At 64.0% G+C, this 12,594-nt stretch carries 13 protein-coding genes and 1 riboswitch; of the genes, 3 read left to right on the top strand and 10 right to left on the bottom strand.

All coding sequences use genetic code 11. The features are described from left to right. Positions 1-85: 85 nt before the first annotated feature. From tolA to ybgC, 4 genes are read right to left on the bottom strand one after another with little or no spacing between them, the layout of a single operon-like run. Complete coding sequence (gene tolA / locus ACIGJG_RS03950) at positions 86-1,213, bottom strand: cell envelope integrity protein TolA (protein ID WP_483672794.1); 1,128 nt, start codon at positions 1,211-1,213, stop codon at positions 86-88. Between the two features lie 43 nt (positions 1,214-1,256). Next, positions 1,257-1,694 carry a protein TolR gene (gene tolR, locus ACIGJG_RS03945; protein ID WP_011296978.1) on the bottom strand — a complete coding sequence of 146 codons (438 nt, stop codon included), beginning with the start codon at positions 1,692-1,694 and terminating at the stop codon, positions 1,257-1,259. Positions 1,695-1,720: 26 nt separating this feature from the next. After that, on the bottom strand, positions 1,721-2,404 hold the full coding sequence (gene tolQ / locus ACIGJG_RS03940; RefSeq protein WP_011296977.1) for a protein TolQ: 684 nt from the start codon (positions 2,402-2,404) through the stop codon (positions 1,721-1,723). Further along, complete coding sequence (ybgC, locus tag ACIGJG_RS03935; RefSeq protein WP_011296976.1) at positions 2,401-2,805, bottom strand: tol-pal system-associated acyl-CoA thioesterase; 405 nt, start codon at positions 2,803-2,805, stop codon at positions 2,401-2,403. The genes tolQ and ybgC overlap by 4 nt, the downstream gene beginning before the upstream one ends. Positions 2,806-2,960: 155 nt before the next feature. After that, positions 2,961-3,061: riboswitch (ZMP/ZTP riboswitch) on the top strand. A gap of 124 nt (positions 3,062-3,185) precedes the next feature. On the opposite strand from ybgC, the gene glyA reads away from it, so the two are divergent. Then, entirely contained in the window at positions 3,186-4,433 is a 1,248-nt protein-coding gene (gene glyA / locus ACIGJG_RS03930) for a serine hydroxymethyltransferase (RefSeq protein WP_011296975.1), read from the top strand. 143 nt (positions 4,434-4,576) lie between these two features. Beyond that, positions 4,577-5,041 carry a transcriptional regulator NrdR gene (gene nrdR / locus ACIGJG_RS03925; protein ID WP_011296974.1) on the top strand — a complete coding sequence of 155 codons (465 nt, stop codon included), beginning with the start codon at positions 4,577-4,579 and terminating at the stop codon, positions 5,039-5,041. A gap of 21 nt (positions 5,042-5,062) precedes the next feature. On the opposite strand, the gene ACIGJG_RS03920 is transcribed toward nrdR, so the two are convergent. From ACIGJG_RS03920 to ACIGJG_RS03895, 6 genes are read right to left on the bottom strand one after another with little or no spacing between them, the layout of a single operon-like run. After that, the gene (locus tag ACIGJG_RS03920) at positions 5,063-5,554 is read right to left on the bottom strand and encodes a type IV pilin protein (RefSeq protein ID WP_011296973.1); all 492 of its coding nucleotides are present in this window, start codon (positions 5,552-5,554) and stop codon (positions 5,063-5,065) included. Further along, on the bottom strand, positions 5,551-9,213 hold the full coding sequence (locus tag ACIGJG_RS03915) for a pilus assembly protein (RefSeq protein WP_483672793.1): 3,663 nt from the start codon (positions 9,211-9,213) through the stop codon (positions 5,551-5,553). Before ACIGJG_RS03915 ends, ACIGJG_RS03920 begins: the two co-directional genes overlap by 4 nt. Further along, positions 9,210-9,836, bottom strand: coding sequence for a pilus assembly PilX family protein (locus ACIGJG_RS03910; RefSeq protein WP_011296971.1), 627 nt, complete (start codon positions 9,834-9,836; stop codon positions 9,210-9,212). The genes ACIGJG_RS03915 and ACIGJG_RS03910 overlap by 4 nt, the downstream gene beginning before the upstream one ends. After that, the gene (locus tag ACIGJG_RS03905; RefSeq protein ID WP_166486987.1) at positions 9,837-10,589 is read right to left on the bottom strand and encodes a PilW family protein; all 753 of its coding nucleotides are present in this window, start codon (positions 10,587-10,589) and stop codon (positions 9,837-9,839) included. It lies immediately after the preceding gene. 41 nt (positions 10,590-10,630) lie between these two features. Next, positions 10,631-11,215 carry a type IV pilus modification protein PilV gene (pilV, locus tag ACIGJG_RS03900; RefSeq protein WP_011296969.1) on the bottom strand — a complete coding sequence of 195 codons (585 nt, stop codon included), beginning with the start codon at positions 11,213-11,215 and terminating at the stop codon, positions 10,631-10,633. Then, positions 11,209-11,757, bottom strand: a complete 549-nt coding sequence (locus tag ACIGJG_RS03895) for a GspH/FimT family pseudopilin (protein WP_011296968.1) — start codon at positions 11,755-11,757, stop codon at positions 11,209-11,211. The genes pilV and ACIGJG_RS03895 overlap by 7 nt, the downstream gene beginning before the upstream one ends. A gap of 492 nt (positions 11,758-12,249) precedes the next feature. Between ACIGJG_RS03895 and ACIGJG_RS03890 the strand changes: the two genes are divergently transcribed. Beyond that, entirely contained in the window at positions 12,250-12,594 is a 345-nt protein-coding gene (locus ACIGJG_RS03890; protein WP_140952299.1) for a hypothetical protein, read from the top strand.

Raw genomic sequence — 12,594 nt, 5'->3', positions numbered from 1 at the left:
GTCAGGCAACCTGTCATGGTAGCGGTGGGACTGGCACCGGTTAATGAAGGTTGCATTATGTTGCAATTCATGGCGCCCGGATCACTTAATCCTTGGGTCGGAAAGTGATGGTGAAGCTCGCGGGCGCCTTGCCGTTCTCGTCGCGCGGCAGCGGATCCGACCGCTCGACCGCGCGCAGCACGGCGTTATCCCAGGCTGAATTGCCGCTGGACTTGGACAGGCGCGCCGACATCAGCGAGCCGTCCGGCGCCAGTTGCACCGAGACCACCGCGGTCGGATTGCCAGGCACGTCTTCCGTGAACACGATGTTCGGCTTCACGCGGCGGCGCACGCGGTCTGGGTAACCCGGCGAGGCCTTGCCACCGCCGCCGGCACCGGCGCCCGCGGTATTGCCCACACCGCCGCCGCCCTGCCCGCCCGCACCAGCACCGCCGGCCAGCGCCTGCAGGCGCGCCAGTTCGCCTTTGCGCTGCGCGTTCGCTGCGGCCTCGCGCTTGGCCTTGGCTTCCGCATCCGCCTTGGCCTTCGCCTGAGCTTCGGACTTGGCCTTGGCTTCGGCGTCAGCCTTCGCCTTAGCCTGGGCCTGCGCTTCAGCCTTGGCCTTCGCGTCGGCCTCTGCCTTGGCTTTTGCCTTGGCATCCGCTTCCTTGCGCTCGCGCTCGGCCTGCTCGCGGCGTTGCTGATCCTGTTGCGCGGCCTTCTTCTTCGCGTCTTCCTTGTGTTGCGCTTCCTTACGCTCCGCTTCCTTACGCTCCGCTTCCTCGCGCTGGGCTTCCTTGCGCTGGGCTTCCTTGCGTTCGGCCTCTTTGCGATCGGCCTCTTTGCGATCGGCCTCTTTGCGATCGGCCTCCTTGCGTGCGGCTTCCTTGCGCGCAGCCTCTTCCTTGGCGGCCTGCTCGGCGGCTCGGCGCTTCTGGCGCTCAAGCGCGATATCGGCGTCTTCCTCGATCTTGCTCTTTACCTCGGGCGCCGGCGGCGCGGGCCGCGGCTGGACCACCGGCTCGGGCGCAGGCGGAGGCGGGGGCGGCGCGGTCGTGGCCGGGATTTCGTCCCACAACTCGGCTTCGGAGCCGACCGGCGTGCTGCTCTGCCAATGCACGCCGTAGTACAGCACGATGCCGAGCAGCAGGTGCATGAGGAGCGCGAGCAGGAAGGAACGCAGGGTCCCCCGCTCCTTCACCGGCTGGTAAGGATAGGCAACAGCGGTCGTCATGGGGCGCGGCATTCGGACAGGCATCTCACGCAGGCGGCGCGTTCTACTTTGACTTCACCATCAGGCCGACACGCTTGATGCCATCGGCCTTGAGCACGGACATGACGTCGAGCACGGACTCGTACTTGACCGAGCGGTCCGCGGCGATCACTACGGGCTGGTCCGGGTTCTCGTTCTGGCGCTGGTGCACGAAATCGAGCAGGCCGTTCTTGTCGAGCTTGTGCTCGAACGAGTTGCCGGCGTTGTCTTTGCCGCGCGCGGTCAGGACCCCGTCCTCCCGCACCGTGACGACGATCGGCGGGGCCTTCTGTTGCGGCGTGGCATTGGCCACGGTCGGCAGGTCGACGACGGCGGGGCTGACGATCGGTGCCGCCACCATGAAGATGACCAGCAGCACGAGCATCACGTCGATATACGGTACGACGTTGATCTCGGCACTGGCCCGGCGGCGTGATCCGCCGCGGCGCTGAATGGCTGCCATTGCTGGTCTCCTGGGCGTTCAATCGGTCAGCGGGTCTGCCGCTGCAGGATGTTCAGGAATTCTTCCATGAAGCTTTCGAACCGGATGGCCAGACGATCGATTTCGGTGGCGTAGCGGTTGTAGGCGATCACGGCCGGGATAGCGGCGAAAAGGCCGATCGCGGTCGCCACGAGGGCTTCCGCGATGCCGGGCGCCACCGATGCGAGCGTCGCCTGCTGCACATTGGACAGGCCGCGGAACGCGTTCATGATCCCCCAGACGGTCCCAAACAGGCCGATATAGGGACTGACCGAGCCGACCGAGGCCAGGAACGGCAGGTGCGATTCGAGTACGTCCATTTCGCGCTGGTAGGCCGCGCGCATCGCGCGGCGGGCGGCGTCGAGCAGTGCGCTGGCTTCGTTGCCGCGCTCGCGCGCCTTCAAAAATTCGCCCATGCCGGACTCGAAGATCCGCTCGAGGGCGCCGGTGTTGTGCCGGTTGTTGACGGCACTGTTATATAGCGCCTGCAGGTCGCCGCCGGCCCAGAAGTCGCGTTCGAAACCTTCCGTCTGCGTGCGCGCCGAGCGCAGCGCCAGATGCTTACGGAAGATATAAGTCCAGGAAAACAGCGACATGACGAGCAGCAGCGCCATGACGGCCTGTGCGAGCAGGCTGGCATGTAGCACCAGCGAAATGATCGACAGGTCTTGCGTGACGGTCACGGGATTCATCGGGCGGTCTTGATGGTGGCCAGGACAGGGGCGGGAATGGGAGACGGGCGGAAAGTGCTTCGGTCGACACAGCCAACGCGGATCTGGCCGCTGGCGAGCAACGTCTCGCCGCGCCAGGCCTCTTGCGCGAACTGCACCGAGGCCGGTCCGACCCGTTCGATACGCGTGCGAATCTCAAGCTGGTCGTCGAGCCGGGCGGGCGCATTGTAGTCCACTGCCGTGCTGCGGACGATAAAGACCACGCCGGCCTCATCGGCCAGCACCTGCTGTTCGACACCAAGCGAGCGCAGCCACTCCGTACGGGCGCGCTCGAAGAATTTGAGATAGTTGGCGTAGAACACTACGCCGCCCGCGTCGGTGTCTTCCCAGTACACGCGCAGGGTCCAGACAAAGTTTGTCATGGCCGGGATTGTAACGGAGAGCACGACAGCTTCGGTGTTAACCCGCAGGACGAGTTTGCAACAGCAAGTTGCGGGGCGCGCCAGGGCTTGGGTTGCGGGCCGTTTGCCGCGGCTTGCGGCAAATCCCCGCCTCACGCTACACTGCGGCCAACCATTCCACCTTGCGCGACTGGCGATGTCAGTGGGTACTACCACGAGGAAGCGCAAGTTCTCTGGCGTGAAGTTCAGACGCCTGCCGCTCGCCTGGGCAGCGAATGGGAAGCAGGGTGCGCCCTGCGCCGACGGTTCATCGACCCGCCGGCGTCGGCCGCCAATCGCTTTCCCCGCGCGCCCTACCCCGATGCAGTGATCGGATTCCCTTTTTTCAGACGAGTTTCGCCATGTTCGAACGCAGCCGCTATACGATCGACCAGATCGACCCCGAGGTCTTTGCCGCTATCCAGAAGGAAAACCAGCGCCAGGAAGACCACATCGAGCTGATCGCCTCCGAAAACTACACCTCGCCGGCCGTGATGGCTGCGCAAGGCTCGCAACTGACCAACAAGTACGCCGAGGGCTATCCCGGCAAGCGCTACTACGGTGGCTGCGAGTACGTCGACATCGTCGAACAGCTGGCCATCGACCGCGTCAAGCAGCTGTTCGGCGCCGAAGCCGCCAACGTGCAGCCGAACTCGGGCTCGCAGGCCAACCAGGGCGTGTACTTCGCCGTGCTGAAGCCGGGCGACACCATCATGGGCATGAGCCTGGCCGAAGGCGGTCACCTGACCCACGGCATGGCGCTGAACATGAGCGGCAAGTGGTTCAACGTGGTCAGCTACGGCCTGAACGCGCAGGAAGACATCGACTACGACGCGCTGGAAAAGCTGGCACAAGAGAAGAAGCCGAAGCTGATCATCGCCGGCGCATCGGCCTTCGCGCTGCGCATCGACTTCGAGCGCATCGGCAAGGTCGCCAAGTCGATCGGTGCCTACTTCATGGTCGACATGGCCCACTACGCCGGCCTGATCGCCGCGGGCGTGTACCCGAACCCGGTGCCGCACGCCGACTTCGTCACCACCACCACGCACAAGAGCCTGCGCGGCCCGCGCGGCGGCGTGATCCTGATGAAGGCCGAGCATGAGAAGGCCATCAACTCGTCGATCTTCCCGGGCATCCAGGGCGGTCCGCTGATGCATGTGATCGCTGGCAAGGCCGTCGCGTTCAAGGAAGCGCTGACGCCGGAATTCAAGGCTTACCAGGAACAGGTGGTCAAGAACGCCGCCGTGCTGGCCGAAACGCTGATCGCGCGCGGCCTGCGCATTGTCTCGGGCCGCACCGAAAGCCACGTGATGCTGGTCGACCTGCGCGCCAAGAACATCACCGGCAAGGAAGCCGAGCGCATCCTGGGCGAAGCGCACCTGACCGTGAACAAGAACGCGATCCCGAACGATCCGGAAAAGCCGTTCGTGACCTCGGGCATTCGCGTCGGCTCGCCGGCCATGACCACGCGCGGCTTCAAGGAAGAAGAAGCGCGTATCGTCGGCAACCTGATCGCCGACGTGCTGGACAACCCGCACGACGCGGGCAACATCGCCAGCGTGCGCGAGCAGGTTTCCGCCCTGACCAAGCGTTTTCCGGTCTACGGCTGATGCTGTGCATGGCCGCCCGCGAGGGCGGCCGGCAGCCCCGCGGGCGCGCCACCGCGCCGCTTGCGGGCCTCGCCAACCTGCCCTACTGCCATAGAAGGACAAGATACCAAGGCGGCCGGGCTCAATTCTGAAGGTGGTCAGGCATGAAATGCCCCTTTTGCGGACATTCCAATACCCAGGTGCTCGACACCCGCATGTCGGAAGACGGCGATGCCGTACGCCGGCGCCGGCGCTGCGAAGCCTGCGACCGCCGCTTCACCACTTACGAGCGGATCGAACTATTCTTTCCGGCCATCGTCAAGAAGAACGGCTCGCGCGTGGACTACAGCCGCGCCAAGCTGAAGGATTCCATGCGCCTGGCGCTGCGCAAGCGCCCCGTGTCGGCTGAAGCCATCGACGAGGCCATTACCCGCATCGAAGAAAAGCTGCTCGCCCTCGGCCAGAAGGAAATTCCCAGCAGCCAGGTCGGTGAACTGGTCATGCGCGAACTGCGCAAGCTCGACAAGATCGCCTATATCCGGTTTGCTTCCGTGTATCGGAGCTTTGAGGATGTCGCCGAGTTTTCCGATGTGCTGGCCGAGGTGACGTCAGGGAATAGCAAGCGCTAGAGCGTGGCCGCCCCCTCGGCGTCAGCGCTCCCAGCAATTCTGCAGGTACGCCGCCGGGTTCGCGCCAACGGTATTCAGACGCGTGCCGGCCTGATCCAGCGTATAGGTGCCGCAGGCATCCGTGGCATCCACGGGAACAGCCTGGAGCAGATAACTGTTCGCAGTCAGCGAATTGGCAACGATCGAAACGTTGTAGCGCACGCGCGTACTGTCGCGCGGCGACGTCCGCAGCCCCGCCGGCAACGCAAAAGCATTCCCGCCCACGTCCTGGTTGTAGCGCCCGTTGACTGAGCGGAACCGCTCGAGCACCTGCGCGGCTTCCGTCATCATGCCGCGCGCGTCGGCGCGGTAGCCGCGCCGCACATACTCTGTGTAGTTGGGAATGGCGATCGCGGCCAGGATGCCGAGGATGGCCACGACGGCCATCAGTTCCATCAGCGTCATGCCTTGAGCCAGGCGCCGGGTGCGGCATAGACCCGTGCTACCCCGGTGTGCCAGAGTGCGTGCGTTCATTGCGAAATCTGCCTCCATGAAAGGCGGTTGCGTGCGACGTTGCCTTGTTCGACGACGCTGATGACCTCGCCGGTTGTCGCGCTGGCCACTTTCAGGTGGCCCCCCCCTCCTCCGCCTCCACCGCCGCCCCCTCCCCCACCGCCGCCTCCGCCGCCACCGAGGAAGATGGTCGAGCCGAAGTTGCCTTGCTGGGACAAACCCGAGACGACCAATAACTTGTTGCTCGAGTTCGTCACCTTGTCCGAGGCGTCGATCTTGCCGTCGCTGTTGACGTCAAGTACCGAATAGTTCAGCGCGGAGCCGTTCAGTGCCGAGAAGTCGAGCAGGTTGGAACTGATCCCGCCCACGCACTCGTCGGTGGACGGCGTCAGCGTCGTGATCACCAGGCGCTCCGCGTCCACTTTCGGTTTCACGACGACGCGCTCGCCCTGCGTCAGCAAGTCGATGACCCAGCCCTTCTGCTTGGTGTAATCCACTGTATTGCCAGTGAGCGTGTACACCGTGCGCGACACACCGCCTACGGTCATGCTCCCCGAGGTCAGTGTCTGGGGTTGCAGATTTGCCCGGGTGGCCGTGGTCGTCTGATCGTCCCAGACTCCATACACCGAGTTGTATCCGGTCGCACCCGAGTCTGCTGTGTCGTAGAAGCGGCCGGTGCCGAAGGTCAGCAGGAACCCCTTTTTCGGATCCTTCGGATTGATCAGCGCCGTAGGCGCGGCGGTGATCGGTTGCGCCACCGGCGTCTTGTTCACGCCGTCCACAGCGGTGAACAGCGGCACACCTTGCGTGGTGCCCATGCGCGCTGCCCATGCCGTCGGGTTGGTGTCGGAAAGATCGAACTTCCACAACCTGCCCTTCAGGTCGCCCGCGTAGGCCGCCTGGATGGTGAGGTTGGTGTCGTACACCACTTCCGGACTGCCAAGGCCGTTGCCGTTGCCTGACGTAGCCGTTTCCTTCGGGTCCGCATAGATCTTGCGGATGCCGCCGGCACCGAAGGGATTGGCCAGGTCAACGACATAGAGCACCGCCTTGCCCGATCCGCTCTCGTAGCCATTGCCGAAGATCGCTACCCACTTGCCGCTGTTCAGGCGCCCGATCACCGGCGTGCCGATGGTGTAGCCAAGGTCGGTTTCGGTATCGCCCGAAATTTCCCACATGACCTTGCTGGCGTCGAAATTCGCCGGATCGGTAATGTCCAGCGCGAACATCGCCTTGCCGCCCGAACCCATGCCGCCGATGAGCACGGTCTTCCAGCTGGCCGAGGTCTCGCTGGTACGCTGGAAGTAGGCGTCTCCTGAAGCAGGCGTCGCGTCGACGAAGAAGCGATGGATATAGTCCGGCGAGGCCAGCGATTTCACTGCGTTTCCGCCGACGATCGCCTGGTTGGGCATGAAGGCAAACTTCTCGACGCCGGTCAGCGCATCGAATCCGTGCAGCATGCCGTCGTTCGCGCCCACGTAGATCATGGCGCGGCGATTGGCGCGATTGTTAGACAGGAACGAGAAGTAGCTGCGCCCTTCCGTGGACTTCAGGAAGTCGTAGCCCGAATCAGCTGCCTTCACGTAGATCGGCGACGAATTGACGATATCGCCCAGGATGTTCGACACCAGTGTGCCGGTGCCGTTGTCGGTCACGCGGTCGCGATACTTGCCGCCGTTGCGCTTTTCCAGCGTCGTATCGCCGCGCAGGTAGGCCACCATTGCCTTGTCGCCCCCGAGCGCGGTCTTCTGCGTCGTGGACAACGAGGTATCGGTATCACTGGCCCACGTGAATGGCTTGCCAACCGGCGCGGTGCCCGCGGACCACGTGTAAATGCTGCGGCTCCCCGCCGCAGGCATTTGCTGGTACGCATTCCAGTTCAGCGTGGAGAAGGCCTGGTCGTCAGGATTGTAGGCTTGCGACAACAGTTCGCCGGTCCACGCGCCGGAGCGGAAGCGCGTCAGGAACAGTGCCGTGTCAGTGTTCAGCGTGGTCGAGTTGGTCGCGGCCGACGACGACGAGCCGCTGCGCGATGCGATCTGCGACAGCGCATTGTTCAATGCCGCCGTCAGCCCGGACGCATCGCCCGCGCTGTAGTTGTCGCCGCGCGCATTCACGGCGGCGTGCCACAGATCATCGATCTTGGTCTGGTCGCTGGTTGAAGCCTTGGGCCAGGAAATCGTGCCTGCCTTCAGCTTGTCGAGGATCGCCGAAAGCACGTCGGCCCGCGGCGTATTGGGATTGCTGGGCTGGTTGGCCGGAGCCGACTCCAGTGTTCCTTTCACGCCGACGCCCAGCGTGAACGTGACCAGGTGCTGCCAGAAGGCTTCGTCGCGCGCGTTGGTCGGCACACGGTTCTCGGCACTGCGCAAATCGTTGACCCAGTACTTCATGGCAACGTCCGCGAGCGTATTGCTGTAGCTGTCCTTATAGGGATTCTTTGGCGAGTACTGGTAAGCGGTGCCCGATACCGGTGCAATGCTGGAACCTTTGGTGCTGTCCACATCGCCGACTGACGTGGAGTCGGAGTAGTAGCCGTCCGTGGAAAGGATGTGATAGCTGGCGCGGCACGCGCTTTCCGGCCGGCCAGCCGACTCGATCCACGGCTGCGAATTATTCTGGAAGTACTTGCCGACCGTGTCCATGGCACCGAGCAGCGGCGTACCGTTGGCGGTGATGTCCAGCGAATAGAAATCCTGATAGAAGGCAGCCTTGCTCGTATCGTCGAACGGTGCCACGGGCCGCTTGATCCCCGTGTACGACCCGCTCCCCGACTTGGTGTTGTCGTTGATGGTGGTATAGCCGACGCGGATCGACTGGTTCTGCGACGCGAACGCCTGTCCGACGGCCGCGCGCATCGCCAGGATCCGCGATCGGTAGTACTGGAACCAGTTGGCGAAGTTCTGGATTTCCTCGGCGTAGGTGCAGGCAGTCCTCGACGCGCAATCGGTGCGTTTGCCATTCTGCGCATACGTGGAGCCAGAGCGGATTTCGATGCGGCTGAAACACTTCAGGTTCGAGGTGCTGTTATTGCAGCCCGACAGCGTCGAGTCGTAGCGGTAGTAGAGCGCGGGATAGAACTTCACCGACTTGCTTGAGTAGCTCTTGCCGTCGTCGCTGAGCCAGTACGCCGTGACGGTATTGTCCTGCGTCAGGTTCATGGAACCGTTGCTGGTCATCATCGGGTTGTAGTAGGCCTTCGCCGGATCTGCATTCTTGAGATTGCCGGAAGGGTCGTACCACGGCCGATAGGTCACGTCCGGGTTGTAGTAAGAGAGGTTCAGCGCCGCCGTCCTGTATCGCGCCGCCGCCAGCGATGTGCTGCTGAAATTGACGACCGACGCCTTGTTGCCCGAATAGACGGAACCGTTCGCCGAATAGACCTGCCCGCCGGATGGCAGCGGGAATGCGTAGATCAGCCAGCCACCGCTGTCCGGCGTCAGGTCCCAGTTGCTCTCCGTACCGTTCGGCGACAGGCTCTCGGGCGTGATCTCGAACATCATCGAGCCCGAGTCATCCAGCGTGAACATCACGTTCGGTGCGACCGACGTTGCAAAGATCAGCGGCTGCTGCGACACCGCGGCAAAGCTTGTCGCCACGGGCGCAAGAGCCATCAGCCCCGCCAGGGTTGCCGCCAGCGCCCTGCGGAACGCCTTGGTATATCGGGTATAGCCTGTCATTGCCGTACCTCCGACTGGAGCGTGACCTGGGTCTGGGCATTGATACCGGTGCCCAGCGCGGTGATCCGATAGTGAATGTTGATCGGCATGCCCGTCTGCGGATTGCGCACGCGGGACGGGGTGCGGATTTCCTCGATGAAGCACCTTGGCGTGGCGGCCGCCTCGCTCAGCGTCACGCCGCTGGTCGCCGGGACGACGATGACATTGGTGTTCGGTTCGCTGTTCACGCTGGTGTCCCAGTTGGTCGGCACTTCCCAGAACTGCTTGCCGTTGGCATCCAGATAGCCGAGCTTTAAATTGCCCGCGCTGTCGAGGATGGGCGCGCTGGCATTCACGACGCTGCTCATGTCCTTGCGGTACATGCGGTTGAACAGTGCCGCAGGTTGTCCGGTGACAACGACGCCCTCGCAAAAGCGCAGGCCGAGTTCGGCCGCCTGGAATGCCACCTGGTGGTCTCGGTTGTTGCCGGCCAGGCGTTCATCGAACAGGCTGCCGCGCATGCTCCAGGCAGCCAGCAGCGAGATGACCACGACGAGCACGAGCGCCACCACCAGTACCACGCCCCTTGCATGGCGCCTGCCGCCCGACGCCGGGAGCCCAAGGTTTGCCCGATGCCTGCTCATCTATCCCACCCGGTTGCGCAGCGCAAAGCTGCTGTAGAAACGGCGGCGCACCCTGCCGTCGGCAACGTTCTGCACCGCGTCGTTGCAGTCGCGGTAAGTCGTAGCGACATCCCCATTCGCCGGCGTGGCATCGAACACCAGCAGGCATACGCGCACGCTGACCACGCGGTTCCAATCGGCCGCGACCATGCCGCTTGCCGGCGTGTACTGCGTGACGTTGGCTGAGTCCGCATCCTGCGCAAGCCCATAGGTCAGTTGCAGGTCCTGCACGTTCTCGAGAAGGGGTTCGGGCGTCGACAGTGCAGTCGTGTTCTGGTCCGACCCCCTGCACATCAGCGTATTGCCCGCGACGTAAAAGGCGTTCTCCGCCATCGCGCGTGCGACGGGTATCGCGCGGCCATTGCAATCCGTCGTGCTGGACAAGGAGCCGTCAATGCGCAGGTAGCGGACCGTGACAGCGTCCGGGTTACTGTTCGCGACTGCGATGCACGCGCCCGTCGCCACGTTGGAGAACCCGCCCTCGCACCCTTGTACCGGTGCACTGTCGAACGTCACGGGTCGCGCGCCAAGCAGCGACAGGTCGACGCGGCCCAGGCCGGCCAGACGCAACTGGTCGCCGATGACCGACAACGCCCAGCGAGCACCGTCATCGGCGCTGCGCAGTCCTTCCTGAGTCCGGCTGCTGCGCTGGCTCGACAGGTAAAAGGCGATGATCGCGCTGAGCAGCAGCAGGCCGATGACCAGAGCGATCATGATCTCCACGAGCGAGCGCCCGCGGCTGGAACGGCGCCGCTTCAGGGCCGCAGGGTAATGGTGGCGCATGTGACCCCCCTGGCATCGAATGCAGGCAGCGTAATGAAATAGTCCGTCGCGGCTTTAGAACAGCCGACCGACACGTCGGAGGTCGACGGATCCTTCCAGTACAGTTCGAGCCGATAGCTCACAAAGCCGGACGGAATCGTTCCCGCCGCCGCGCTGACGTCCGGCGACGTCCAGGACGCCACGCCCGCGCCGGGAAGCTGCGTGGTCATCAATGTCCACCATTGCGAAACATCCCAGGCGGCATATTCATTGCCCTCGCAGATGACCTTGCTGCAGTCCTTGGCCGGTGCCGCGGGGGGCTGCACGCTCAGCGCGCTCAGGTAAGCGTTGAAATCGCTCCCCTCGCCCAGCCCCGAAGCATTGGCGCGGATGCGCTCGGAAAGATCGGTGGCGGCATCGACGATGCTGTGTCGCACGCTGGCACCTGCGCGGTAGCGCAGCGATGCGGCCTGCAGCGACAGCATGCCGAGCAGGGCAATGGCAATCAGCACCAGCGTGATCAGCACTTCTATCAGGCTGGCCCCGGCTTGGCGTTGGTTGACGCGTGCGTTCAGCATGCTGCCGTCCTCTGGTCGACACGGCCCGCGCGGGACACGCAGACGTTCAGGTTGCGGCGATCGGAGCTGGAAGCGGCGACCTGGAAGGCCAGTGCACTGTCCGCGAGCAGATAGCCGCGCGACGTGATCTGAATCGAGCGCAGCGGCGCGGCCAGCGTCACGGCAAGGCCGGTATTGACCGCCTCATGCAGGCGGATGATTTCCTCGGCAGGCGCGCGTACCTGATCGTTGTTCGTGTCCTGGAAGAGAATCCACCGCCCGGACCAATCCGCCTGCGAATCCTGCGCACAGGTCGTGGAATTTGCCGCCGTGGCACGGCAGACCGTGACCGGGGCATTGCGGCGGATGGCTTCGCTGCGCGCGAGCGACAGCAGCCCGGCAAGTTCGGCTGCCGCGCCATCGGTGCGAGCGCGATCGAGAAACCCCTGGAACGAGGGCACGGCGAACGACATCGTGATGGCGATCAGCGATACCACCACCATGAGCTCGATCAGTGTGAAGCCGCGAAGCGGCCGGACAATGCGCGGGCGCGAAGCACGCATGCCACCGATCCCGGCCCGCTGCTCGTGACCGGCCGGCGGCAAACGCCCTCCGCACCCGGTCAGCCGGGCACGGGAAAGGCAGTCCATGTCAGCGCAACGAAACGCCGACTGGCAATGCCTTCTGGCAATGCTTTGAGATAACCCAGTTCATATGACCCCCGGTAGAAACCGTTGCGGTAGCAGGCCCTCTCTTCCGGAGCGGCGCTGCAACCCACCCGAATACGTTCTTTTGATTCTGTTATTGGCCGATCGAAGCCGGCAGACGTACGTCGTACGAAGCCCTGCCAGACTGCGGCTCTGTTGATGCCCGCCATAGTGGGGGACTTCGCGATGAGATGTCAATAGCACTTAGCAATAGGACATTTCGCAAATGTCGAAGCCGTACAACGGCCGCGCATGCAACCAAATTTGCCAGTCTCGCTACGTTTATCCACGGACTGTCGGGCCGCCGGGCGGTACGTTGACAGTCTTCGTCGCCATCCTTTGATCGCCATGCAGGTTTGCTCTCCACCGCCGCGTCTTTGCGCCGGCCGCGGCCATGTTCTGGCCGAATCGCTCTGCGCGCTGGCCATTGTCAGCCTGGGCCTGGTTCCGCTGGCCAGCCTTGGGACCACCGGCCTGGCGTGGCTGCGTGGCCATGAACAGCTCGCGCAGGCGATCCGGTCTGTCGGGGAATCTGCGGAAATCATGGGCATACCCGTGGCTCCCATGAACCGATCCAATGCGGTCTCGGCCGAAGGCCCGCGTACCGGCAAGTTGGCCATGGCAGGACTGGCGGTCGGCGAGCCGGGCGCCCCGGCATCATTGCGCGGCATTGCACTATGGCTGCAGCCATGA

It is taken from the genome of Cupriavidus sp. C1SS-2L (genome assembly GCF_057073735.1).
This window is presented reverse-complemented; position numbering and strand designations above follow the sequence as displayed.

Coding starts and splice junctions, on each gene's coding strand:
- glyA (WP_011296975.1), top strand. CDS start 3,186: ATGTTCGAACGCAGCCGCTATACGATCGACCAGATCGACCCCGAGGTC.
- ACIGJG_RS03910 (WP_011296971.1), bottom strand. CDS start 9,836: ATGAGCAGGCATCGGGCAAACCTTGGGCTCCCGGCGTCGGGCGGCAGG.
- ACIGJG_RS03890 (WP_140952299.1), top strand. CDS start 12,250: ATGCAGGTTTGCTCTCCACCGCCGCGTCTTTGCGCCGGCCGCGGCCAT.
- ACIGJG_RS03920 (WP_011296973.1), bottom strand. CDS start 5,554: ATGAACGCACGCACTCTGGCACACCGGGGTAGCACGGGTCTATGCCGC.
- ybgC (WP_011296976.1), bottom strand. CDS start 2,805: ATGACAAACTTTGTCTGGACCCTGCGCGTGTACTGGGAAGACACCGAC.
- ACIGJG_RS03915 (WP_483672793.1), bottom strand. CDS start 9,213: ATGACAGGCTATACCCGATATACCAAGGCGTTCCGCAGGGCGCTGGCG.
- tolQ (WP_011296977.1), bottom strand. CDS start 2,404: ATGAATCCCGTGACCGTCACGCAAGACCTGTCGATCATTTCGCTGGTG.
- tolR (WP_011296978.1), bottom strand. CDS start 1,694: ATGGCAGCCATTCAGCGCCGCGGCGGATCACGCCGCCGGGCCAGTGCC.
- ACIGJG_RS03895 (WP_011296968.1), bottom strand. CDS start 11,757: ATGCGTGCTTCGCGCCCGCGCATTGTCCGGCCGCTTCGCGGCTTCACA.
- nrdR (WP_011296974.1), top strand. CDS start 4,577: ATGAAATGCCCCTTTTGCGGACATTCCAATACCCAGGTGCTCGACACC.
- pilV (WP_011296969.1), bottom strand. CDS start 11,215: ATGCTGAACGCACGCGTCAACCAACGCCAAGCCGGGGCCAGCCTGATA.
- ACIGJG_RS03905 (WP_166486987.1), bottom strand. CDS start 10,589: ATGATCGCTCTGGTCATCGGCCTGCTGCTGCTCAGCGCGATCATCGCC.
- tolA (WP_483672794.1), bottom strand. CDS start 1,213: ATGACGACCGCTGTTGCCTATCCTTACCAGCCGGTGAAGGAGCGGGGG.